We start from the raw sequence: 22860 nt of genomic DNA on the forward strand, positions 1-22860 counted from the left end.
GAGGAAATTCGATCAAACTATCATATACATATGGTGCCGCTAAGCGTTATTTTCGGTGAAGAAACATATCGTGAAGAAGTAGATATGACTGCAGATCAATATTTTGAAAAAATTAAAGAAGCAAAAAATCTTCCAACCACTTCTCAGCCTGCTATCGGAGAATTTGTAGAGTTGTTTGAACAGTTAAAACGAGATCAATTCGATGCTGCTATCGTTATTACGTTATCTAGTGGAATTAGCGGAACGTATCAGGGTGCTTTGACAGCAGGTAGCATGGTAGAAGACTTTGACGTGCACGTATTTGATTCAGAAATCAGCTGTATGGTTCAAGGCTTTTATGCGATTGAAGGAGCCGAGATGGTCCAATTAAATAAACATCCTGACGAAATCATTGCGCGTTTTGAAGAGATGAAACTATCAATGCGTGCGTATTTTATGGTAGATGATTTATCTCACTTGCAGCGTGGAGGTCGCCTAAATGCTGCTCAGGCTATTATCGGCAGTCTGCTTCAAGTAAAGCCAGTGCTACATTTTGAATCTAAAAAAATTGTTCCGTTTGAAAAAATTCGTACGCGTAAGCGAGCGTTAAAACGAATCACGGAGCTTCTTGATGAGGATGCAAAAGAAAATGTACCTATGAAAGCTGTAGTTATTCATTCTAATCGTGAAAGTGAAGCAAAAGAAATTCAACGAGACTTAGAACAAGAATATCCTCATATTGAATGGAGTCTTTCTTATTTTGGCGCTGTGATTGGCACGCATTTAGGTGAAGGTGCCATCGGTATAGGGTGGTATAAAAAGTAATCGAAAACCAAATCATTTGATTTGGTTTTTTTGCAGGAAAAAACACCTTTTTTTTCGTATATAGATGTGTACGATAAACATCGAAAGGAATGAAGATATGCTTTTTAATGTTAAACAAGAATTGCTAAATCCCGTTCGAGTACCTAGCCCAGCTGCTTTTCCTCTCTCAAAAATCGATACGTGGAGAACTCCGCCTTTAAATCCTTCATACCCCTACTCTTTAGATCTTCAGCGCTCTCTAAGCGGAAAGCAGCTTCTACTAACTCAGACTCCCTATCCTTTATCTCTCATTCATGAACATTATCTAAACGGATATATTTCCTATCAAAAAGCACTTACCCAGAAAGAAAACGGATATAAATGCAACCGGTGTGGAAGTGATAGCCCCTTTTATTTTGCTTCATTTCCATGCAGTAGATGTCACCAGGAGTGCTACTATTGCCGAGCATGTATTGTGATGGGGAAAGTAAGTGAGTGCACACCTTTTATAAACTGGGAAGGACCAACAAGTAATGTTCTGCAAAAAAGTAGCGTGATGAATTGGAAAGGGATGCTGTCTAAAGCTCAAGAACGTGCTTCAAATGAACTCATTCAAGCTATTAAAAAGGATGAAGAGCTGTTAATTTGGGCTGTTTGCGGAGCAGGAAAAACGGAAATTTTATTTAAAGGTATTGAAGCAGCGTTGAACAGCGGAAAGAAAGTCTGTATTGCTACTCCAAGAACAGATGTAGTTATTGAGTTAAAGCCAAGAATTCAATCGGCATTCCCGGATATGTCTGTGCTGGCTATGTATGGAGGCAGCGAAGACCGTTTTCATGAATCCTCTCTTATTATTTCCACCACTCATCAACTTCTGCATTATTATCAAGCATTCGATGTGTTGATTATTGACGAAGTAGATGCATTTCCGTATTCGACGGAGCCTATGCTGCACTATGCTGTTGCAAAAGCAGCTAAACACGCTGCATCAAAGATTTATTTAACAGCGACTCCAAATGAATCATTAAAAAAAGACGTTGAGCAAGGGAAAAAACAAGTAGTCAAAATTCCAGCCCGCTATCATCGAATGCTTATTCCTGTTCCTCGGTTTGAATGGTGTGGCAATTGGAAGAAAAAAATGAAAACAGATACTTTGCCTGCTAATGTTGAGAAATGGCTGAAAAAAAGAATAAATGAAGGAAAACAATGCTTTATTTTCGTCCCGCAAATTAAGTGGATTGCTCCGATCATAGACATGATTAGGAAGCTGACGGAAAAGGTAGACGGTGTCCATGCTGAAGATTCTCAGCGAAAAGAAAAAGTAATGAAATTTAGAGAAGGGCAGCTCGTTATTTTAGTAACGACAACAATATTAGAGCGAGGCGTAACGGTTCCCAACATAGATGTTGCAGTATTGGGAGCAGAAGAAACGATTTTTACTGAAAGTGCTCTTGTTCAGATTTCAGGAAGAGTGGGGAGGAGTGCTCAATTTCCAACGGGAGACGTGGTCTTTTTTCATTATGGGCAGTCTCTGTCTATGCGAAAAGCAAAAGAGCATATTGAATATATGAATGCTCTAGCTTATAAGGAAGGGCTGGTTGATCGATGACAATATGTCTGATTTGTTTTGAACCTCTTGTCTCTTCTTTCGATTGGAGGTCATTGTTAAAACCTTCTTCAACGGACAGAATTTGCACTGTTTGCTTGCAAAAATGTCCTATCATCACCAGTAGCATTTGCAGGGGATGCGGTCGTTCTCTTGCAGACCTCGCTTCTTCTCATTATGAGCTAGACACATGTATGGACTGTCAGAAATGGAATGATGCTTCTTTTTTCAACCGTTCTCTTTATACGTACAATGATTTTATGCAAAGCATAATAGAACGTTTTAAATTTCAAGGAGATTATGAAATTATTCAAGCATTCAAGGAGCAGTGGTATAAGTTCTATAAAAAAGAATGTAATCCAAAAGCTATACTAGTTCCTATACCTTTAACGGACGAGAGATTATATGAGAGAGGGTTTAACCAATCTTTAGCGCTAGCTGAACTGATCAGTGACAACATAGAAATGCCTCTTGTTCGCTGTTCAGGAACAAAGCAATCAAAGAAAAATAGGCGAAGTCGGCTGGCAGAAAGACTGGAATTTAAAGTAGTCAATTCCTCAATGGTTACGAATCAAGAATTTCTCTTGATTGATGATATTTATACAACAGGAGCAACCGTGCGCCAAGCGGCAAATTGTTTGCAGGAAGCTGGGGCACGTTCAGTTCGTTCGCTCACTTTAATTCGTGCATGAAGATGTATAATTTAAAACTTTGACCGATAGTAAAATAAAAAACAAATGAGGAGTTTCGAATATGGGAACGTTAGATAATTGCAGGGAATGCGGTCATTTATTTGTAAAAAGTGGATCAATAAACATATGTAAATCATGTTTTGACAAAGAAGAAGCTCTGTTTCAACGTGTTTCTTCATTCTTGAAGAAGAGAGCAAATCGTACAGCAACGACTTACGAAGTAATGAAAGAAACGGGCGTTTCAGATTCGTTAATTCATCAATTTATTCGACAAGGTCGATTAGTGCTAACGAACTTTCCAAACATAAGCTATCCATGCATGCAATGCAACGCTCAGATTCGAGAAGGTAAACTCTGTCATTCATGCTCTCAAGAAATTAGACATGGGTTAGAAAAGCATAATCGTGAGATAATTCGTTCAAATGAAGAGCCGACGCGTCCCACCTATCGTTCTAACGAAAGGAAAAAAGGGTAAAAGTGTGCGGAGTGTTTGCAGATTCTCTATCTATAGACCTATGTTTAAGGTGGACTGTGAAAATGGTCTCAACTTCCTTGCCGATGCTAAAGGTTTAGGCGGAAATTCCGATATAATGAATAGAGATAACGGATACAAATATAAAAAGAGGTGAGAGAGATGAAGATTAACCCGTCGAACTTATTTGGAATAAATCCGTACAAAAAACAATCAGAAAAAACAGAACAGATCTCTAAAAAGAATCCACAAGATCAGATTCATATTTCATCTGAGGCGAAGAAACTTCAGGGAAATGAACCATCTCCAGAAAGACTTGAAAAATTGGAGAAACTAAAACAGCAAATTAACAGCGGAACATACGAAATTAACGGAAAAGAAATTGCTAAAAGTATTGTAGATTTCTATAAAAAATAAAAGGACTGACATTGATTGAACGTGCAAGAAATTCAAACGATACTAGAAAAACAAGTAACGCTTCACAAAAGTTTGTCTGTTATTGTTAAAGAGAAAACGAACTTTATTATTAAACAAGATGTAAAGGCATTGACGGCTTCTTTGCAAAAAGAGCAATCTCATATAGCTGCTATTTCTGCACTGGAAACAAAACGTATAGAGGCGATGGAAAAAAGCGGACATGCTGCTCACTCCATTGAAGAAATAGCAGGCTCATTCTCTGAGTACTCCATCTTGATACCCTTTCAAAAACAGCTAATAGATATAATTCAAGATATAAAGTATGCAAATGACTTAAACAATCAGCTGCTCACACAGTCTTTGCAGCTGATTCATACAGAACTAGACCTTCTTGTTCCATCGAAACGAGAGGATTCGTTCAATTACACAAAAACAAATAATAGATCGTTTCAGTCCAACTCTATTTTTAATTCGAAGGCATAAAGAACGGAGGAAAGCAGAATGAGTTCAACATTTCATGGTTTGCAGGTGGCTAAACGAGGAATGGATGCCCAACAAGCGGCTCTTTACACAATTGGCCATAACGTATCTAATGCAAATACGCCGGGCTATACGCGTCAGCGAGTAAGTTTAGAAACGTTCCCAGCTTATCCAGCCCCAGGGATGAATCAGACTGGAACTGCGGGCCAAATAGGAATGGGAGTAGAAGCCAGCACGGTAGAGCGAATACGTGATACATTTTTAGATACCCAGTATCGAGATGAAACCATTAAAGTGGGGTATTGGGATGCGCGCGCTGGCGCTCTTGAAAAAATGGAGGAAATTATGAATGAACCTACTGAAGATGGACTTTCAGCTGTTTTTAATCAATTCTTTGAGTCCATTCAAGATGTAGCTTCACACCCTTCAGAAGCAGGAGCCAGGTCTGTTATGATTGAACGAGCTGAAGCAGTAGGCGATACTTTCTCTTATTTATCTACTTCTTTAAAAACGGTTCAAGGTGATTTACAAAACGAGCGTGACGTAGCGGTAACACAAGTGAATTCTTTGTTAGAGCAAATAAGTAATGTGAACCAACAAATACAAAGCGTAGAACCGAATGGCTATTTGCCTAATGATTTGTATGATGAAAGAGATCGGCTGCTAGATGAGATTTCTAAATTTATGCCGGTTTCTTTAGAGTATACAAAAAGCAGCGGGAACGCTTCTGCAACGTCAGAAGGAGTGGTAACGGTTCAGCTTCAAACGTCTCAGGGGGCTATTACTCTTTTAGATGGGAAAACTCATCAAGTAAATGCCATCAGTTTGAAAACAAATCAAGATTCCTATGTGACGGAAATTCATATAGGGGATGAGATACGGAACCCTGAGTCATTTCCTCAAGGAAAACTTAAAGGGTTAATTGAGGCTTCTGGATATATAGATAATAGTGGTAATAAAACAGGTGTTTACGCTTCAATGATTGATGATTTAGATGAAATGGCATATGAATTTGTAAATTGGTTTAATGATAAGCACCAACAAGGTGTCACGCTAGATGGTGATCCTGGTATGTCCTTTTTTAATGAGATTTCTCAGAAAGAAGGGGCTGCAACTGGAATTGTTATTGCTGATAAAATTAAACAAAACACAAACAACATTGCTGCTGCTTCTTCGGCCTCCTCTGGGGATGATGGAACTGGCCGCAAAGGAGATGGAAAAAATGCTCAGCTATTGTCTCAATTTCGTCAAAAGGTGCTTATTAATTCCGGGAATCAAGCTGTTTCCCTAGATGGCTTTTATCAATCTGTTATTGGCCAAATGTCAGTAGATGCCCAACAAGCCAACCGCTTAAAAAGTAATTCAGAAACCCTTCAGGGAGCTGTAGAGCAAAGGCGCCAGTCTACCAGTGCAGTTTCATTAGATGAAGAGATGACCAATATGATTCAGTTTCAGCATGCATATAACGCTAGTGCCCGTATGGTGACTATGATTGATGAAATGCTTGATAAAATTGTAAACGGTCTTGGAACTGGAGGAAGGTAAAGATGCGCGTCACACAAGGAATGTTAGCGGCTAATTCGTTAAAACAGATTAGCAATAGCTATAATAAGCTGGAAACACTTCAAAACCAATTATCGACTGGAAAGAAAATTACTCGTCCTTCTGATGACCCGGTAGTGGCTACTAAAGGAATGGCTTATCGTTCGAATCTTTCTGAAGTAAATCAATATAAACGTAATTTAACAGAAGCACAGTCTTGGTTTGATAGTTCAGAATCAGGACTTGAACAAGTCAATTCCATTCTTCAGCGCACTAAGGAGCTGGTCGTGCAAGGGTTAAACGGTACGAATGAAAGTGATGACCGCCAAGCGATTGCACGTGAAATCGAACAGTTAAAGCTGGATTATATGCAAGTGGGCAATACGCAGGTGGCAGGAAACTATATCTTTAACGGTGTAAATGTAGGAGCACCGCCTATAAGTGAGAATGAAAGCGGTATGATAGAATCGAAAATTAACCTGGATCCTTTTTCAGTTGAAGTATCAAAAGGTATCCAGCTGAGAGTCAATATTCATCCTGAAAACATTTTTGGACAAGGAGCATTCGACTTAATGAAGAATGTTCAAACAGCTTTTGAACAAAACGATGTAAACTCACTAAAAGATCTCTCTACACAGGTAGACACGCAGCTGTCTACGCTATTAGCGGAGCGATCTGAATTGGGAGCAAGGAGCAATCGGCTTGAGCTGATCGAAAACCGCCTTGATTCACAGGAAATTACGGCTACTAAGATGCTTTCAAATAATGAAGATGCAGATATTGAAAAAGTCATTACGGATTTAACCGTACAAGAAAGCGTGCATCGTGCTGCTTTGGGAGTAGGAGCTCAAATTATTCAGCCTACGCTGCTAGATTTCTTGCGTTAAAAAGTTCCTTCTAAACAGAAGGAGCTTTTTTATAATGAAAAAAGATAACAAGAAAAAATCAATTAGCAAAGGTGTGATGAGATGAAAATTTCAACAAGCTATCATGGAGATATAGAAATAGATAATCAGCAAACACTGACATTCAATCAAGGGATTCCAGGTTTTTTGGAAGAAACTGAATTCGTTATTTTACCACTTCCAGAAGCCGAAGCTTTCCAAGTTCTGCAGTCTATTCAAACCAAAGAATTAGCTTTTATTATCACGGATCCATTTCAGTTTTTTTTAGATTATGATTTTCACCTAGAACCTCAGGAAATCGAAAAGCTTCAATTACAACAAGCGGAAGATGCAGCTGTTTACGTATTGCTTACGATGTCAGATTCTATGGAAAAGATAACGGCTAATTTGCAGGCTCCTGTTATTATTAATACAAAGCAACAGCTTGCTAAGCAAGTGATTTTAATGAATACAGCTTACGAAACGAAGCACAGGTTATTTGAGTAAGAGGAATAGATAAGGAGTGAGTCCATGCTTGTTTTAACACGAAAGTTAAATGAAACAATCAAAATAGGTGATGAAATTGAAGTGACCGTCCTTGCAGTTAATGGTGATCAAGTAAAGTTAGGAATTCAAGCTCCAAAATCTGTAGATATTCATAGACAAGAGATTTATGAAGAAATACGTAACGAAAATAAAAGTGCTTCTCAAATTACATTACATGCTATTGATATGCTGAAACAATTACCGAAAAAGAAATAAAACGATCGGTTTGAAAATAATCAAAAATATACGGTATAAATAATATCTAAATCGGGAAAGATAAACATATAGTATTCCCCACTATGTCTTAAGTCTTTCTCTTTAAGAGAAAGGCTTCTTTTTTATCAAAAAAATTGAACTGAATTTCTGTTTTTTTCCTTTTTATCGTGTATCATTAAATTTATTAAGTATAATTCAAATGAATTTAACAAAAGAGGAGAAGAGTAAATGAGTGATGTTCAAGAGTATCATGATTTATTAAAAGAAGCAGAAGATGTAGTTGTCAGCGCTTTAGCTGATACGATGGATTTATATGGGGTCACATCTTCAGTAGGAAGGCTGTATGGCATGCTTTATTTTATGGATGAGCCTGTTACATTAGATCAAATGAGTGAAGAATTGGGTATGAGTAAACCAACGATGAGTACATCCATTCGTTCACTGCAAAATATTGATATGGTCCACAAAGTGTGGAAAAAAGGTGTTCGAAAAGACTTATATGAAGCAGAAAAAGATTTTTCTAAGTCCTTTTTTTCATTTTTCTGTAAGAAGTGGCAAAGAGAAATTTCAGTTAATTTAGAGGCAATCGAAGAAGCGGAAAACAAGCTGCAGATTCTCTTAAATGATGAAGATGTGCCTGAGGAGATCGCAGTAAAAGCAAAGCGTAATTTAGCGCAGATTATAGAGTCCAAACATTATTATCATTTCTTGAAAAAAGTAGTGAAAGTTTTTGACGACCGAAGAATCATCGATATTTTAAATGAAGAATTAGCGAAAGAGTAAATAAAAAAGGCTGTTGAAAAATCAACAGCCTTTTTATCATTTTTATACAGTTAATGGTGTAGCTTCGAAGCAGCGATTATAAATCCATTCGTAACTTTTTACAGTTAAATCACGAGGGTTACCAACTGTTTGTGGATCATTAAATGCTTCTTGAGCTAAGCGAGAAACCGCTTCTTTTGGAACACCTTGTTCTTCTAAAGAAGGGATTTGTACATCTTTAACTAGTTGATATACTTCACGAACAGCTGCTTGAGCTGCTTCTTCAAGCGTTAATTCGTGTGTATTAACTCCTAAAGCTTGAGCTATGCGCGCAAATTTTTCAGGCTCGCCCATCCAGTTATATTCCATTACAGGACCTAGCATTGCTGCTACGCAAGGGCCATGGGCAATTGGATAAATGCCTCCTAATGTTTGAGCCATCGCGTGAGCTGCTCCTGCAGATTCACTTCCATATGAAAGGCCAGCAAGCATAGCTGCATGCGCCATTCCATAGCGTGCTTCGATATCCTGTCCATTTGCAACTGCACGTCGTAAGTATTTTCCAACGTACTCAATAGCCAACAAAGCAACAGAGTCTGTCATTGGTTGTGCAAAATGACATGTATAACATTCAATTGCATGAGCTAATGCGTCAATTCCTGTACCGGCCGTAATATGTGAAGGCATAGATACGTGAAGTTCTGGATCAATAATTGTTAAGTGGGCAGCAATTAAAGGTCCACCTGTATTAAACTTAAACTCACGAACAGGATCCGTAATGACAGCCCATTGTGTGACTTCACTTCCTGTACCCGCAGTTGTAGGAATGGTTGTTAAAGGAGGGATACGTTTTGTTAAAGGTTTTTTTCCTTCAGCTGCTTCATAATCTAAGACGGGAGCATTATGAGCTACTTCTACACCAATAGCTTTTGCCGTATCCATTGAGCTTCCGCCTCCAACAGCTACTAGTCCGTTGCATCCATTTTCTTTGTACATTTTTGTGCCGTCTGCTACCACGTGAATAGAAGGGTTGGCTTCTACTTGATCAAATAGAATAACGTCTACGTCCGCTTCTTTTAAACTAGCGATTACAGGATCTGCTAAACCTACTTTTTTTACACCAGGATCTGTTACTAGTAAAACCTTAGATACACCTAGGTTTTTTACTTCTTCTCCAGTATGCTTAACAGCACCAATTCCATGTTTTACAACCGTTGGCATCTCAAAACTTTTTAAACGTTCCATTCTTTCAAATCGCATAAACATCTTTACATTCCCCCTTGAATTTTATTGAAACCAGCGCATTGGCTGTGGATTTGTATTCGTATAAATATGTTTAATTTCCGTATATTCTTCTAGCCCAATGTGGCTAAGCTCTCTTCCGATCCCAGATTGCTTATAACCTCCCCAAGGAGCCTGCGGGAAGTAGGGATGATAATCGTTAATCCAAGTTGTTCCCATACGGAGTGCTTTCACTACACGTTCAGCTCGATTCATATCACTTGTCCAAACGGCTCCAGCTAATCCATAGATTGTATCGTTAGCAAGTGCCACCGCTTCTTCTTCAGTACTGAAGCGCTCAATGGTCATAATTGGACCAAATGACTCTTCTTGGACAACTTTCATATCTCCATGACAGTCTGTAAAAATAGTTGGTTCAATGAATAAACCTTTTTGTAAAGACTCTTGAGTTGGACGTTTGCCTCCTAAAATAAGGGAAGCACCTTCTTGTTTCCCAAGTTCAATGTAATGTTCCACTTTAGCTAGGTGTTCTTTTGAGATGACGGGTCCCATTTGAGTGGCCTCATCCATGCCGTCTCCTAGCTTAATTTTTTTGGCTTGTTCAATAACTGCTGAAACAAATTTATCGTGAATATCATCTTGAACGAGTAATCTCGCACCAGCTGAACAAACTTGACCGGCATGAAAGAAGACCGCATTTAATGCATAGTCAACCGCAGTGTCAAAGTCAGCGTCAGCAAAGACGATATTCGGATTTTTCCCACCGAGTTCAAGAGCGATTTTTTTAAAGTTGCCTGCGGCAGCCTGCATGACTTTACGTCCAGATACACCGCCGCCTGTAAAGGAAACTAAATCTACTAAGTGACTTTCTGCCATTTCTTGTCCAACGGTCGCACCCGGGCCGAGTACAATGTTAATGACGCCTGATGGAAAGCCAACTCTTTCAAAAATTTTCATCATATGAATAGTTGTTAAAGGGGTGATTTCGCTTGGTTTAATAACAATTGTATTCCCAGCAGCAAGTGCCGGAGCCAATTTCCAAGAGGCTTGCAATAAAGGGTAATTCCAAGGAGTAATTTGGCTGCATACACCTACAGGTTCGCGGACAACGCGGCTAACAGAATCGGGATTAGGTGACTCAATCATCTGTCCACCATCTTTATCTGCTAATCCAGCATAGTATTGAAAGACATCAGCAATTCCATCCATGTCTGCCAGGCTTTCAACGAGGGTTTTTCCAGTATTCAAGGTTTCAAGTTTAGCGAGTTCTTCACGATCATTACGAATTTCTTCCGCTACTTTAAATAGTAAAGAACCTCTTTGGGCCGCTGTAAATTTAGACCATTCACCTGCATCAAAAGCTTTTCTAGCTGCTTCAATAGCTTCTACAGTATCAGCACGATTTCCTTCTGTAACGACAGCGATAACCTCTTGGTTAAAAGGATTTATAATCTCTCTTTTCTCGCCGCTGCGTGCTTCAACCCATTCGCCGTTTATGTGCATTTTTTCAAGCGTAAGTGTTTGTTCCAATAGCATCGACCTCCAAATAATAGAATTTGTTAAATTTATATTTAACGTTCTTAACAGTTTGAATTATAGCATCGGTTATTTAATTTAGTCAAATCCAAAAACTCTAAATATTCAGGATTTATTAGGTTATCTTCTCTGGAAGAGACTAATCATTCGGATATTAAGAAAAAATTTAACAAAAAGTAATAAAAAATCACTGATTGCTATGTCCCTTGATACCAAAGGTTTTTTTATGTACGAGCTATGAGAATATTATTCTTTTTTTATATGAAAACACTCAAACTTTTTTGACAATATCCTAAACATTCAGATATATTAACCATAGTACTATATCTGCTTGCATACAAACCTTGAGAAACAAAGGATTTTGAATGTGGAAATTAAGAAAGGAGTTTAGATAGAAGATGAAAATAATTATGAGTTCTTAGCAAAATAATAAAAAAAGTCAATTTAAATTATTTTAATATAATTATATAAACGTAATTTCTCCCCTTCGAATTGGTATTTATAATCCAACTATTTATATTTTATTCTAAAAAATACATTTTTAGGTTTAATTGTATGCTGGTAGGAAAAAGGGATAGAGGACAATTATGTCTTTAGATTTCTTTATCAATTTAAAGGATGTGATACAATGCAAAATGCTAAAAAGCCATTTCGTTCAGACACACAACAAGCCAGGCCTGAAAAGTCGAATGAGACTTCTGACTTTTCAGGGAAATCAAGCAGGAACAACCGTCTACTAACCCCCTTATGGACAACTATTATAGGATTTTCCATCTTTATGGTTGTCGCATTTATCTATTCTCTCTATAATCCAGATCTCTATTGGCCAGGCCTCATTTTAATGTTCATTATGTATGGTGTTATTTATTTTATTGGTGCTCGAGCCGCTGCAAGTAAAAAAGGAAAATCAGATGATATGCTTGTTGCAGGAAGATCTATGCCGCTATGGATTTCAATGTTCACAATGACCGCCACTTGGGTAGGTGGAGGGTATATTGCTGGAACGGCCGAAACCGTTTATTCCTCAGGGCTGACATGGACTCAAGCGCCATGGTGTTATTCAATCAGCTTGATTTTAGGCGGTATCTTTTTTGCTAGAAAGATGAGAAGGTTTGAGTTTATGACAATGCTCGACCCTCTAGAATCTCGTTTTGGTAAGAAAATGGCTACGGTTCTTTATTTTCCAGCTATACTGGGAGAACTGTTTTGGAGCGCAGCTATCTTAACTGCTTTAGGAACAACATTCGGTGTGATTTTAGGCCTCAGTTTTTCAATTTCCATCATTCTTTCCGCACTTATTGCCATTGCATACACCGTGATTGGCGGCTTGTGGGCAGTAGCACATACCGATATCTTACAGCTTTCTATTATGTTTTTAGGACTATTTCTGGTGCTTCCCTTTGCATTTTCGAATACGGGAGGGGTGGGAGCCGTTTTTTCTACTTATTCAGAAGGCATGACTGGTTCTCTTCATTTATTTCCTCCAATAAAAGGCTGGGAAGATCCGAAATGGGGAAATACATATTGGCAATGGTGGGATAGCACATTTTTACTTATTTTTGGTGGTATTCCATGGCAGATTTATTTTCAGCGCGTGTTATCTGCTAAAAACGAAAAAGCAGCAATGTGGCTATCTATTACAGCCGGCATCTTTTGCGCGTTAGCAGCCCTGCCTCCAACTTTAATAGGAATGATAGGTTATAGTGCAGACTGGTCTTCATTTGGAGCGTCAAGCCCTGAGAGCGCGTCCATGATTTTAACGTATGTATTTAAATACCTAACGCCCGATTTAGTAGGAGCGATTGCACTTGGAGGACTAGCTGCTGCCGTTATGGCTGCAGTAGCGGCTTCGTTGCTTTCAGCGTCGGGGATGGCAGCCTGGAACGTGTATCGTCCGATTGTAAAACCAAATGCGACACAGGCGCAGTTAGATAAAGTTATTAAACGTTCTATCATTATCATTGGAACGGGAGCAACTCTAATTGCTTTGAACTCTGAGAGTGTCTACTCTTTATGGTATTTATCAGGGGACCTCGTGTATTGTATACTTTTTCCGCAGTTGGTTTGTGCTTTATTCTTTAAAGGAGCTAACTGGTACGGATCTTTGGCTGGGTTTATTGTGTCTCTTGTTCTTCGAATAGGTGGAGGAGAACCGATGCTTCATTTAAAAGCGCTGCTTCCGTATCCGATGATTGAAGACGGAGTGGTCATGTTTCCGTTTCGCACATTTGCGATGGTAGGCGGGTTGTTAACTATTTTTATCGTTTCCTACGCGACGCGACGTATTTGCCCTCCTCAGCCGCTTCGAAATCTTCATCGTGACATATCGGTTGAGAAATAATCAAAAGCAAAATAAAAAAGCCGCATCTGCGGCTTTTTTATTTTGCAATATTTTCTGACTCGGAAAATTGATCGTCAGGTCGCTTGTTGTTTGTTTTTTTGATGAACGAGTATGAAAGAAGAACCACAGCGGTTAATCCAAGAGTTAAGAAAAACTGTGAGCGCATCGAATCAATAAATGCCATTGATAAGAAGATCACTGTAATAATAGCAATTGTTACGTATGTTAAATACGGGAACAACCACATTTTCATCCCTTTAATTGGCTGGTTTGCTCGATTCATTTTCTTACGCAGGCGTAAATGAGAAATAGCGATAGCTAAGTACACAATAAGAGCAATGGCTCCTGATGCATTAACTAAGAATAAAAAGAGTTTATCCGGCGAAACGAAGCTAAAGATAGCACATACATATGCAGCAGCTGTGCTAATCCATACAGCTCTTGCCGGCACGCCTGATTTGCTTACTTTTGCTAAAGCGCGAGGAGCTTGTCCTTTTTGAGCTAATGACAAAATCATTCGTGAGTTCGTGTACAAAGCAGAGTTTAAGCAAGACAAAACGGATACTAATACGACTAAATTCATAATTTGTGCAGCTGCTGGAATATTGACCATTTCTAACATTGTTACATATGGACTTTTTAGTAAATCAGCTGAGTTCCAAGGTAAAAGAGTTACTAAAATAGCAACTGAACCAATATAGAAAATTAAAATTCGCCATACGACACTGCGAATAGCAGTTGTGATAGCTTTTGCTGGGTTTTCTGATTCACTAGCTGCAATAGCCGCAATTTCAGCCCCGAAATAAGAGAAAATAACGGTAATAACTCCCAAAAAGATAGAGTTCGTACCTTTTGGCATAAAGCCTCCATGGCCCGTTAAATTAGCTAGACCAGGTGAAGATGTACCTGGGATTAATCCGAAAATAATAGCTAAACCGATTCCCATAAAAGCAACGATTGCCACAATTTTAATCATAGCAAACCAATATTCAAATTCTCCAAATGATTTGACAGAGAACAAGTTTGTTAAAGTTAATGCAAAGGTTAAGATTAAGCTCAAAAGCCAAATTGGTACGGAAGGGAGCCATTCATGAACAATTGCTCCTCCTGCAGTGGCTTCAATCGCAATTACAATTAGCCAGAAAAACCAGTAAAGCCATCCGACAGCATAACCTGCCCACGCGCCAATTCCTTGCTGAGCATATGTTGCGAATGAGCCTTTATCTGGGTTTACCATAGCCATTTCACCGAGCATACGCATCAATAGAACGACTAGCAGTCCGGCTGCTGCATATGAAACTACTGCTGCTGGGCCTGTTGCATTAATAACGGATCCGCTTCCTACAAATAAGCCGGCTCCGATAATACCTGCAATGGAAATCATGGAAACGTGACGTTGCTTTAACTTTCCGTGTGATTCTGTTTTGTTTCCCATCGTATTCACTCCTTTAAAATTATCGAAAGACTATTAGAAAATAAAGTAAATTCTGAAAATATAAATAGAAATTCCTCCCCTTACCTTTATAATAAGCAAGAAGTGTGCCAATTATCAAATTCCTATAAAAATCGACTTTAAGTTACTAAAATTGTCGATTTTTAAGTCGTAATAGACTCGATTTATTCATTGTAGACTTATTCGCCGTTTGGGATGTCTGGTATATACGTACATTTTATACAAATTTTCGACATACATCTTATTTATCTTGTATGATAAAAGAGAAATCGGTATTATATTCCAAGAAGAATGTTTGAGAGGGTGCGTGTGTTTGAGAAAATTTATAGCTGTTATTTTTCTATTTATTATCCTTTTAGTTGGGTTGTACTTTTTCGTTAGTCCAGTCAGAAATATTGAAAAACTTGATCAGACTGCTTCATTATCTTCACTGGCACAAGAAAAGTCCGCTCATGCGACGTCGCTAGAACTGAACGGAGGCGCTCCTATTTTAGGATACCGATTAAGCGAGAGCGATGTTAATGATTATTTGCGCAGCTACCTTTACGAAAATGATGAAACGGTTGACGGAGCAGAAGCCGAGTTGCTTCCAAAACATATAAAATTGTATATTAATAAACATGTAGTATCTTTTATGGAATCACAGTTTGTAGTTGACGTAACACCAAATGCCGAAAATGGAAAGCTTGTTTTAAAGGTGAATAGCGTGCATTTAGGAAGAATGCCGATTCCGATGTCTCTTGTATGGGATCGCTTAAATATTGATAAGGATTCTGATGTCACGGTCGATAAAGAAATGAATGAAATTACTCTGCTCAATAATTTGCCAGACTCCATTTCGTTTGAGCAAGCAGATACAACGGATGAATATATAAATTTATCTGCCTCTGTAACCATTGATTCGTTACGAGATATTATAAATCTAGCACCATACCTTATTCCTAAGGATATTCAAAGAAATTTATCCCAGAAACTGAACTTGCTTGGCCAATAATAAAAAGCTCACTTATTGTAGAAAAATAAGTGAGCTTTTTCTATCTTGCATCATTTGACCTATGAAAAAAATGTTTGTTTTACCGATACAAAATAGAGAAGTGTTGAACCTATGAACGAATAAGAAGATTCGAAAAAATACACTCATATTTCATGGCTAACAGTTGATGAATAGATGAATAAAAAAACGGTGGTGATGGTAAGTGGTAAGAGTAAGTGGGTTAGCAAGCGGAATGGATATTGATCAAATCGTCAGTGATTTAATGAAGGCTGAACGTATGCCTATTGATAAAATGAAAAAACAAAAGCAAACGTTAGAGTGGCAGCGAGATGATTATCGCTCTATGAACTTGCTGTTATCAGAATTTAATAATCTCGCTTTTAATATGACCTTGCAGTCTTCTTATTCATCCAAAACGGTATCTTCATCGGATGAAACGAAAGTAAAAGCAGCAGCTACTTCCTCAGCGGCAAATGCCTCTTATACTCTTTCAAACGTGACAATGGCGACTGCTGCGCAGAGTATTAGCACTAGTATTGATTCTAGTATGGATCCGACGAAAAGCTTGTGGTCTCAACGCGGGTCGATGGATTCAAGTGTGTGGACTGAGAAAACAGTGGAACAAGCTGCCATAACATTAAGTGCGGATACTAGTACAGTGAAATTAGCTAAAGGTGCTATTTCTGCTGTAAATCAGAATACAGGCACTTTAAACTCTATATCTGTTACCACGGATGGTACAAGTAAAGAGTATAAAGTGACAATAGGAACAAAGGCGGAAACATTAGGTTCTGATGAAGTCTTCATTAACGAAGACACAGGTGAAATGACATTTGGTACCACACTAACAAGCGGCAGTACAATTGAAGCATTTTCGTATCAGCAAAATGTATTGAAGTTTTCTATTACAACTTATGACAGCAACGGTAAAGCAACGGGTGATAATACAGATGGAAGTACGCCATTTGAATTTGACGGTTCCACCTCATTAAACACCCTTCTCACACAAATCAGCAATTCAAAAGTAGGCATTTCAGCCTTTTTCGATGAAGGAACAAATAAAGTTGTCATGACTCGTAAAGATACAGGAAATTTATCTTCTGCTGATAGTGGGGATGGTTCAAACATGGTTTTTTCAGGAGGATTTTTGACGGGCTTTTTACAGCTCGCCGTTGATGCCAAAGGAACAGACGCAAAATTTACGCTAAACGGTCTAGAAACAACTCGTAAGTCCAATACATTTACTACTGGAGGCGTTACCTATACCCTTCAAAACAATTTCACAGGAGATGTGCGCGTTAACGTAAGCAATGATACGCAAAAAGTATTTGATACAATTAAAGATTTCGTGACCAAATACAATGAACTGATTGAAAAGATTAACGGAAAGATTACGGAAGAAAGAGACCGGAACTATCAGCCTTTGACTGATGAAGAAAGAGAAAAACTAACGGATAAACAAGCTGAGCAGTGGGATGTTAAGGCGAAAAGCGGTTTGTTAAAAGGAGACTCAATTTTATCAAGCGGTCTAAACCAAATGCGTTCTAACTGGTATGCCTCTGTATCAGGAGTGAGCGGAGGATTTTCGCAACTAACCGACATTGGCATTTCAACTAGCGCAAACTATAGCGATCGAGGCAAGCTAGTCATAGAAGGCGACGGAACTAAATTAAAAGAAGCAATTGAAAAAGATCCGCAGTCTGTGATGGATTTATTTATGAAAAGTGGAAGTACAACAAGTGAAAAAGGGATTGTACGACGTTTACGAGATACGATTACTCAAACCGTATCCAAAGTTGAGCAGCGCGCTGGCCGTTCAACATGGACAAGTGAACAATTTTTGCTTGGGCGGAATTTAAAAAGCGTAAATAGCCAAATCACTAGTTTTGAAAGCAGGCTCACACAAGTGGAGGACCGGTATTATCGTCAGTTTACAGCAATGGAAAAAGCCATTCAAAATGCAAATGCTCAAAGCGCGCAGTTATCGCAATATTTTAGTTAAGAAGGAGTGAACGTTTATGGCAGCAAATAATCCATATCAAGCGTATCAGCAAGGAGCTGTTCAGACTGCTTCTCCAGGAGAGTTAACGCTTATGCTGTATAACGGGTGTTTAAAATTTATCAAACTTGCACGAACAGGCATACAGGAAAAAAATATTGAGCTGAAAAATACGAATCTGTTAAAATCACAAAATATTATTCAAGAATTAATGATTACCCTTGATACAAACGTACACGTTGCTAAGTCTATGATGGCTATGTATGACTATATTAACCAGTGTTTAATTGAAGCAAATACAAAAAATGACACAGCAAGCTTGGATGAAGCGGAACAATACGTAACAGAATTCCGCGATACATGGAAGCAAGTTGTGCAGCTTCACCGCCAGCAAGTCCATGGAAGCGGCGGTCAAGCATAAATATGATTAACGACCTATATCAGCTAACTGATGAGATTTATCGGCTTATTCAAACATTTTCTGACAAAAATCGAGAAGAAGGCATTCAAAAGTTAGAGTATCTTCTATTAGAAAGACGTGACCTCATAGAGAAACTGCCGCCAAAAAGTAGGGATAATGAATCGATTGGTAAGAAAATTGTCGAAATGAATAAGGAAATTGATCAAAAGCTCATCTTAATTCGGCATCAAATTATGGTAGATCTCCGTTTGCTGAAAGCGAAAAAAAAGCATAGTAACAGCTATGTAAACCCTTACGAAACAAAAACGTTTGATGGAATGTTTTACGATAAAAAAAATTAATCCTGCGTAAAAAAATACAACCCTTCTTCTTATGAAGAAGGTCTATTTTTTTGGTTTTTTCATAAACTTTTCTCAGGTTCCATAAATTTTCACTAAATTTTCAAAAAATTTTAATAGTTTAGGAAGGGATTGTGTCGGGTATTGTAGAATTGTAGAGGTATAGCAATGGATTAAAGGAGGAGTTCGAACATGATGTATAACATTCGCGGTGAAAACATTGAGGTGACTCCAGCAATTAGGGAATACGTAGAGAAAAAGCTTGGTAAGTTAGAGCGTTATTTCGACGAAACACCAACTGCTGACGTAAATGTAAACTTAAAAGTCTACAATAACGATCAAAAAATAGAAGTCACAATCCCAATGAATGATCTCGTATTGAGAGCTGAAGAGACACACAGTGATTTATACGCAGCTGTCGATCTTGTCCTAGATAAATTAGAGCGTCAAATTCGTAAACATAAAACAAAAGTAAATCGAAAAATGCGTGAAAAAGGCGCTGAGAAGTATCTGTTCGCAGCATTAGAAAGTGAAGCGAACGTAGCAGTTGCAACTGAAGAAGATGAATTAGAGCTAGTTCGTACAAAACGATTTAACTTAAAGCCAATGGATAGTGAAGAGGCTATTTTGCAAATGAATATGTTAGGACATAGTTTCTTTGTGTTTACAAACGCTGAGACCAACATTACAAACGTTGTATATCGAAGAAAAGATGGACGATATGGATTGATTGAACCAAACTAAGATTATAGGCTCTCTTAAACAAGAGCAGTAAAGTAAAAGCAGCGTGCCTCCGCACGCTGCTTTTTAGCTGCTTAAAAAAATAGTTCCATCACTACATAGCGCGTAGAAGATTTGGTGAATACACGCGTGGTTTCTTTCATGTTGAATGCCTGATAAAAAGAGACTTTATTTTCTCGTGCGTTACACCAGATCTTTCGTACCCCAAGGTTCTTAGCTTTGAGAAAAACCTCCTCTAGTAGACGACTGCCATATCCTTTTCCTTGTTCTTCTTTGAGAGTAGCAAATTTTCGAAATTGAGCTTCATTACCTGTTATAAATAAGGAAACAACTGATTTTAACTCTCCTTCTTCAAACAGTCCATAGTGAATGCCTAATGGATCATCTTTCAGCTGAATATAACTGAAATCTTTATCAGGCCACATGACGGTATGTCGGACTTCCCAAGCTTGTTCTTTTGTAATCGATTGAACATTCATTCTACATTCCCCTTTTTTATTGTAAGAGTGAGGCAGGGGAAATCACAATAGAAAATAACTTGTTAATAGAGTAGTACTAGTAAAGAGACAGACGAAAAAGGGTACAAGTTGCTACTTGTTTAGCTGCAATGTTACAATTTTACTCAGAATGTTTTATAATGAAAGATACAGATATGAATGAAAATAGTATAAAATGTACTGATTATAAATAGAGGAGCGTTTTAATATGCTTGGATTATTTAAAAAAGTGTTTGACGGCAATCAGCGCCAAATCGGCCGTTTAGAAAAAATGGCGGACCAAATTGATGCGTTAGGTCCTGAAATAGCGTCTTTAACAGACGATCAGCTTCGTGAAAAAACGGCTGAATTTCAACAACGCTACCAAAATGGCGAATCGCTCGATAACCTATTAGATGAAGCTTTTGCGGTTGTACGTGAAGCAGCGAAACGTGTGTTAGGCATGTATCCGTACAAAGTTCAGCTAATGGGGGGTATTTCTCTGCATGAAGGGAATATCTCGGAAATGAAAACGGGTGAAGGTAAAACGTTGACAGCTACTATGCCTGTATACTTAAACGCCATTACAGGAAAAGGTGTACATGTAGTAACAGTCAATGAATACTTAGCGAGCCGTGATGCTAGTGAAATGGGTCGTTTATATGAATTCCTAGGCTTGAAAGTAGGTTTAAATTTAAACCATTTAACGCGTGAAGAAAAGCAAGAAGCATATGCAGCGGATATTACGTATAGTACAAATAATGAACTCGGATTTGACTATTTACGTGATAACATGGTGCTTTACAAAGAACAAATGGTTCAACGTCCGCTTCATTTTGCCGTAATCGATGAAGTTGACTCTATCTTAATTGATGAAGCACGTACGCCGCTTATTATATCCGGCAGCGCGCAGAAATCGACTGCTCTTTATATTCAAGCTAATGCATTCGTTCGCACGCTTGATAAAGAAACCGATTTTACTTTTGATATCAAAACAAAAAGCGTTCAACTAACCGAAGAAGGTATGTCAAAAGCAGAGCGCGCATTTGGCATTGAAAACTTATTTGATATTTCACACGTAGCGCTAAACCATCACATCAACCAAGCGCTTAAAGCACATGTAACGATGCAAAATGATGTGGATTACGTAATTGATGAAGATCAGGTCGTAATCGTTGACCAATTTACTGGTCGTTTAATGAAAGGAAGACGTTTTAGCGACGGCTTGCATCAAGCTATCGAAGCTAAAGAGAATGTTGAGATTCAAAATGAAAGCATGACGTTAGCTACGATCACATTCCAAAACTACTTCCGTATGTATGAAAAATTATCAGGTATGACGGGTACAGCTAAAACAGAAGAAGAAGAATTCCGTAATATTTACAATATGCACGTTGTTGTTATTCCGACAAACAAGCCAATTTCACGTGATGATAAAGCAGATTTAATTTATAAGTCAATGGAAGGCAAGTTTAATGCGGTAGTAGAAGATATTGCCGAGCGCCACGCAAAAGGACAGCCTGTTCTTGTTGGTACAGTTGCGATTGAAACATCTGAAATTTTATCAGCTTTATTAAAGAAAAAAGGCATTCCCCATCACGTTTTAAATGCAAAACAGCATGAGCGTGAAGCGGATATTATCGAAAATGCGGGTTACAAAGGTGCGGTAACAATCGCAACAAATATGGCCGGTCGTGGTACGGATATCAAACTAGGTGAAGGTGTCGTTGAAGCTGGAGGCCTTGCTGTAATTGGTACAGAGCGTCATGAATCACGCCGTATTGATAATCAGCTTCGCGGACGTGCTGGACGTCAAGGGGATCCAGGGGTATCTCAATTCTATCTATCCATGGAAGATGAATTAATGCGCCGATTTGGTTCAGATAATATGATGGCAATGATGGATCGCCTTGGTATGGATGACTCACAGCCAATTCAAAGTAAAATTGTAACAAGAGCTGTTGAATCCGCTCAAAAACGCGTTGAAGGTAATAACTTCGATGCGCGTAAACAATTGCTTCAATATGATGACGTGCTTCGTCAACAGCGTGAAGTTATTTACAAACAGCGCTTTGAAGTACTTGATTCAGACAACCTGCGTGCGATTGTAGAACGTATGATTGAATCAACTCTACAGCGTGTGGTTGAAGTAAACACACCGCGTGAAGAATTAGAAGAAGAATGGAATTTACAAGCGATTATTGATTACGTAAATGCTAATGTTCTTGAGGAAGGTGAAGTCACAGAAGAAGATCTTCGCCGTAAAGAGCCTGAAGAAATGGTAGAACTGCTGGTAGATCATGCAAAAGCTCGTTATAATGAAAAAGAAGAGCAGCTCCCTGAAGAACAAATGCGTGAATTTGAAAAAGTTGTTGTTCTTAGAGCAGTTGATTCTAAATGGATGGATCATATCGATACGATGGATCAGCTTCGCCAAGGTATCCACCTTCGTGCGTACGGCCAAACAGATCCTCTTCGCGAATACCAAATGGAAGGTTTTGCGATGTTTGAAAATATGATTGCAAGCATTGAAGAAGAAGTGACGAAGTATATCATGAAAGCAGAAATTAACAACAACCTTGAGCGTCAAGAGGTAGCGCAAGGTCAGGCGGCTGTTCATCCAAAAGAAGGAGACGCGCCGGCTAAGAAGAAGCCAAAAGTAAATGCAATAGAAGTTGGCCGAAATGATCCTTGTATCTGCGGAAGTGGCAAAAAGTATAAAAACTGCTGCGGTAAAGAATCATAAAGTAAGAGTCAATTAGTATAGAATGAATTAGTACAGGAAGGAAATGAGTCTTCTCATTTCCTTCCTGTGCGTCAAAAATAAAATAGAGGTGTTCAACTCATGGATTTAGTAGAAATTAAGCAAGAACTTGACAAAACAGCTAAGCGATTAGCGGACTTTAGGGGGTCTCTTTG

Annotated in this window: 22 protein-coding genes; 18 read left to right on the plus strand and 4 right to left on the minus strand. The window is 38.5% G+C overall.

The window, feature by feature from the left end; genetic code table 11:
* From AC1DRF_RS06315 to cudC, 11 genes are all read left to right on the plus strand, one after another.
* The coding region (locus tag AC1DRF_RS06315; protein WP_477740436.1) for a DegV family protein at nucleotides 1-804 on the plus strand (804 nt) is incomplete at its 5' end.
* A gap of 97 nt (nucleotides 805-901) precedes the next feature.
* Nucleotides 902-2392: an ATP-dependent helicase ComFA gene (locus tag AC1DRF_RS06320; RefSeq protein WP_427076626.1), complete on the plus strand. Its 1491-nt coding sequence runs from the start codon at nucleotides 902-904 to the stop codon at nucleotides 2390-2392.
* A gap of 191 nt (nucleotides 2393-2583) precedes the next feature.
* Entirely contained in the window at nucleotides 2584-3081 is a 498-nt protein-coding gene (locus tag AC1DRF_RS06325; protein ID WP_035335757.1) for a ComF family protein, read from the plus strand.
* 61 nt (nucleotides 3082-3142) lie between these two features.
* Nucleotides 3143-3556, plus strand: coding sequence for a TIGR03826 family flagellar region protein (locus AC1DRF_RS06330; RefSeq protein ID WP_427076625.1), 414 nt, complete (start codon nucleotides 3143-3145; stop codon nucleotides 3554-3556).
* A 159-nt stretch (nucleotides 3557-3715) separates the two neighbouring features.
* The gene (gene flgM, locus AC1DRF_RS06335; RefSeq protein WP_430074200.1) at nucleotides 3716-3970 is read left to right on the plus strand and encodes a flagellar biosynthesis anti-sigma factor FlgM; all 255 of its coding nucleotides are present in this window, start codon (nucleotides 3716-3718) and stop codon (nucleotides 3968-3970) included.
* A gap of 21 nt (nucleotides 3971-3991) precedes the next feature.
* Nucleotides 3992-4453, plus strand: coding sequence for a flagellar protein FlgN (locus AC1DRF_RS06340; protein WP_229754667.1), 462 nt, complete (start codon nucleotides 3992-3994; stop codon nucleotides 4451-4453).
* An 18-nt stretch (nucleotides 4454-4471) separates the two neighbouring features.
* Nucleotides 4472-5995: a flagellar hook-associated protein FlgK gene (gene flgK / locus AC1DRF_RS06345; protein ID WP_230184022.1), complete on the plus strand. Its 1524-nt coding sequence runs from the start codon at nucleotides 4472-4474 to the stop codon at nucleotides 5993-5995.
* A 2-nt stretch (nucleotides 5996-5997) separates the two neighbouring features.
* The gene (flgL, locus tag AC1DRF_RS06350; protein ID WP_043977427.1) at nucleotides 5998-6879 is read left to right on the plus strand and encodes a flagellar hook-associated protein FlgL; all 882 of its coding nucleotides are present in this window, start codon (nucleotides 5998-6000) and stop codon (nucleotides 6877-6879) included.
* Nucleotides 6880-6960: 81 nt separating this feature from the next.
* Nucleotides 6961-7383 (plus strand): flagellar assembly protein FliW, encoded by a 423-nt coding sequence (fliW, locus tag AC1DRF_RS06355; RefSeq protein ID WP_043977425.1) that lies wholly within the window; start codon nucleotides 6961-6963, stop codon nucleotides 7381-7383.
* A gap of 24 nt (nucleotides 7384-7407) precedes the next feature.
* A complete protein-coding gene (gene csrA, locus AC1DRF_RS06360; RefSeq protein WP_013085431.1) occupies nucleotides 7408-7638 on the plus strand; it encodes a carbon storage regulator CsrA in 231 nt (76 codons plus the stop codon).
* Between the two features lie 228 nt (nucleotides 7639-7866).
* Complete coding sequence (gene cudC, locus AC1DRF_RS06365; RefSeq protein WP_427076623.1) at nucleotides 7867-8421, plus strand: choline uptake/conversion transcriptional regulator CudC; 555 nt, start codon at nucleotides 7867-7869, stop codon at nucleotides 8419-8421.
* A gap of 42 nt (nucleotides 8422-8463) precedes the next feature.
* Here cudC and AC1DRF_RS06370 read toward each other — a convergent pair whose 3' ends face one another.
* Nucleotides 8464-9666 (minus strand): iron-containing alcohol dehydrogenase, encoded by a 1203-nt coding sequence (locus AC1DRF_RS06370; RefSeq protein ID WP_016765895.1) that lies wholly within the window; start codon nucleotides 9664-9666, stop codon nucleotides 8464-8466.
* 21 nt (nucleotides 9667-9687) lie between these two features.
* Entirely contained in the window at nucleotides 9688-11178 is a 1491-nt protein-coding gene (gene betB / locus AC1DRF_RS06375; protein ID WP_176521338.1) for a betaine-aldehyde dehydrogenase, read from the minus strand.
* A 628-nt stretch (nucleotides 11179-11806) separates the two neighbouring features.
* Between betB and AC1DRF_RS06380 the strand changes: the two genes are divergently transcribed.
* Complete coding sequence (locus AC1DRF_RS06380; protein ID WP_097824902.1) at nucleotides 11807-13519, plus strand: high affinity choline transporter 1; 1713 nt, start codon at nucleotides 11807-11809, stop codon at nucleotides 13517-13519.
* Nucleotides 13520-13556: 37 nt separating this feature from the next.
* Here AC1DRF_RS06380 and AC1DRF_RS06385 read toward each other — a convergent pair whose 3' ends face one another.
* Nucleotides 13557-14954: an amino acid permease gene (locus AC1DRF_RS06385; protein ID WP_043977411.1), complete on the minus strand. Its 1398-nt coding sequence runs from the start codon at nucleotides 14952-14954 to the stop codon at nucleotides 13557-13559.
* Between the two features lie 325 nt (nucleotides 14955-15279).
* Between AC1DRF_RS06385 and AC1DRF_RS06390 the strand changes: the two genes are divergently transcribed.
* From AC1DRF_RS06390 to hpf, 5 genes are all read left to right on the plus strand, one after another.
* Nucleotides 15280-15966: a hypothetical protein gene (locus AC1DRF_RS06390; RefSeq protein WP_309225837.1), complete on the plus strand. Its 687-nt coding sequence runs from the start codon at nucleotides 15280-15282 to the stop codon at nucleotides 15964-15966.
* A 202-nt stretch (nucleotides 15967-16168) separates the two neighbouring features.
* Entirely contained in the window at nucleotides 16169-17968 is a 1800-nt protein-coding gene (fliD, locus tag AC1DRF_RS06395) for a flagellar filament capping protein FliD (protein WP_477740437.1), read from the plus strand.
* A gap of 16 nt (nucleotides 17969-17984) precedes the next feature.
* The gene (gene fliS / locus AC1DRF_RS06400) at nucleotides 17985-18386 is read left to right on the plus strand and encodes a flagellar export chaperone FliS (RefSeq protein ID WP_427076621.1); all 402 of its coding nucleotides are present in this window, start codon (nucleotides 17985-17987) and stop codon (nucleotides 18384-18386) included.
* A gap of 2 nt (nucleotides 18387-18388) precedes the next feature.
* Complete coding sequence (fliT, locus tag AC1DRF_RS06405) at nucleotides 18389-18727, plus strand: flagellar protein FliT (RefSeq protein WP_176585233.1); 339 nt, start codon at nucleotides 18389-18391, stop codon at nucleotides 18725-18727.
* A 189-nt stretch (nucleotides 18728-18916) separates the two neighbouring features.
* The gene (gene hpf, locus AC1DRF_RS06410) at nucleotides 18917-19468 is read left to right on the plus strand and encodes a ribosome hibernation-promoting factor, HPF/YfiA family (protein WP_013059750.1); all 552 of its coding nucleotides are present in this window, start codon (nucleotides 18917-18919) and stop codon (nucleotides 19466-19468) included.
* A 71-nt stretch (nucleotides 19469-19539) separates the two neighbouring features.
* On the opposite strand, the gene AC1DRF_RS06415 is transcribed toward hpf, so the two are convergent.
* Complete coding sequence (locus AC1DRF_RS06415; RefSeq protein WP_043977398.1) at nucleotides 19540-19944, minus strand: GNAT family N-acetyltransferase; 405 nt, start codon at nucleotides 19942-19944, stop codon at nucleotides 19540-19542.
* 226 nt (nucleotides 19945-20170) lie between these two features.
* Here AC1DRF_RS06415 and secA point away from each other — a divergent pair, with 226 nt between their 5' ends.
* Nucleotides 20171-22687, plus strand: coding sequence for a preprotein translocase subunit SecA (gene secA, locus AC1DRF_RS06420; RefSeq protein WP_176585234.1), 2517 nt, complete (start codon nucleotides 20171-20173; stop codon nucleotides 22685-22687).
* Nucleotides 22688-22860: the final 173 nt, after the last annotated feature.

The sequence above is a fragment of the Priestia sp. P5_B4 genome, from assembly GCF_056400385.1.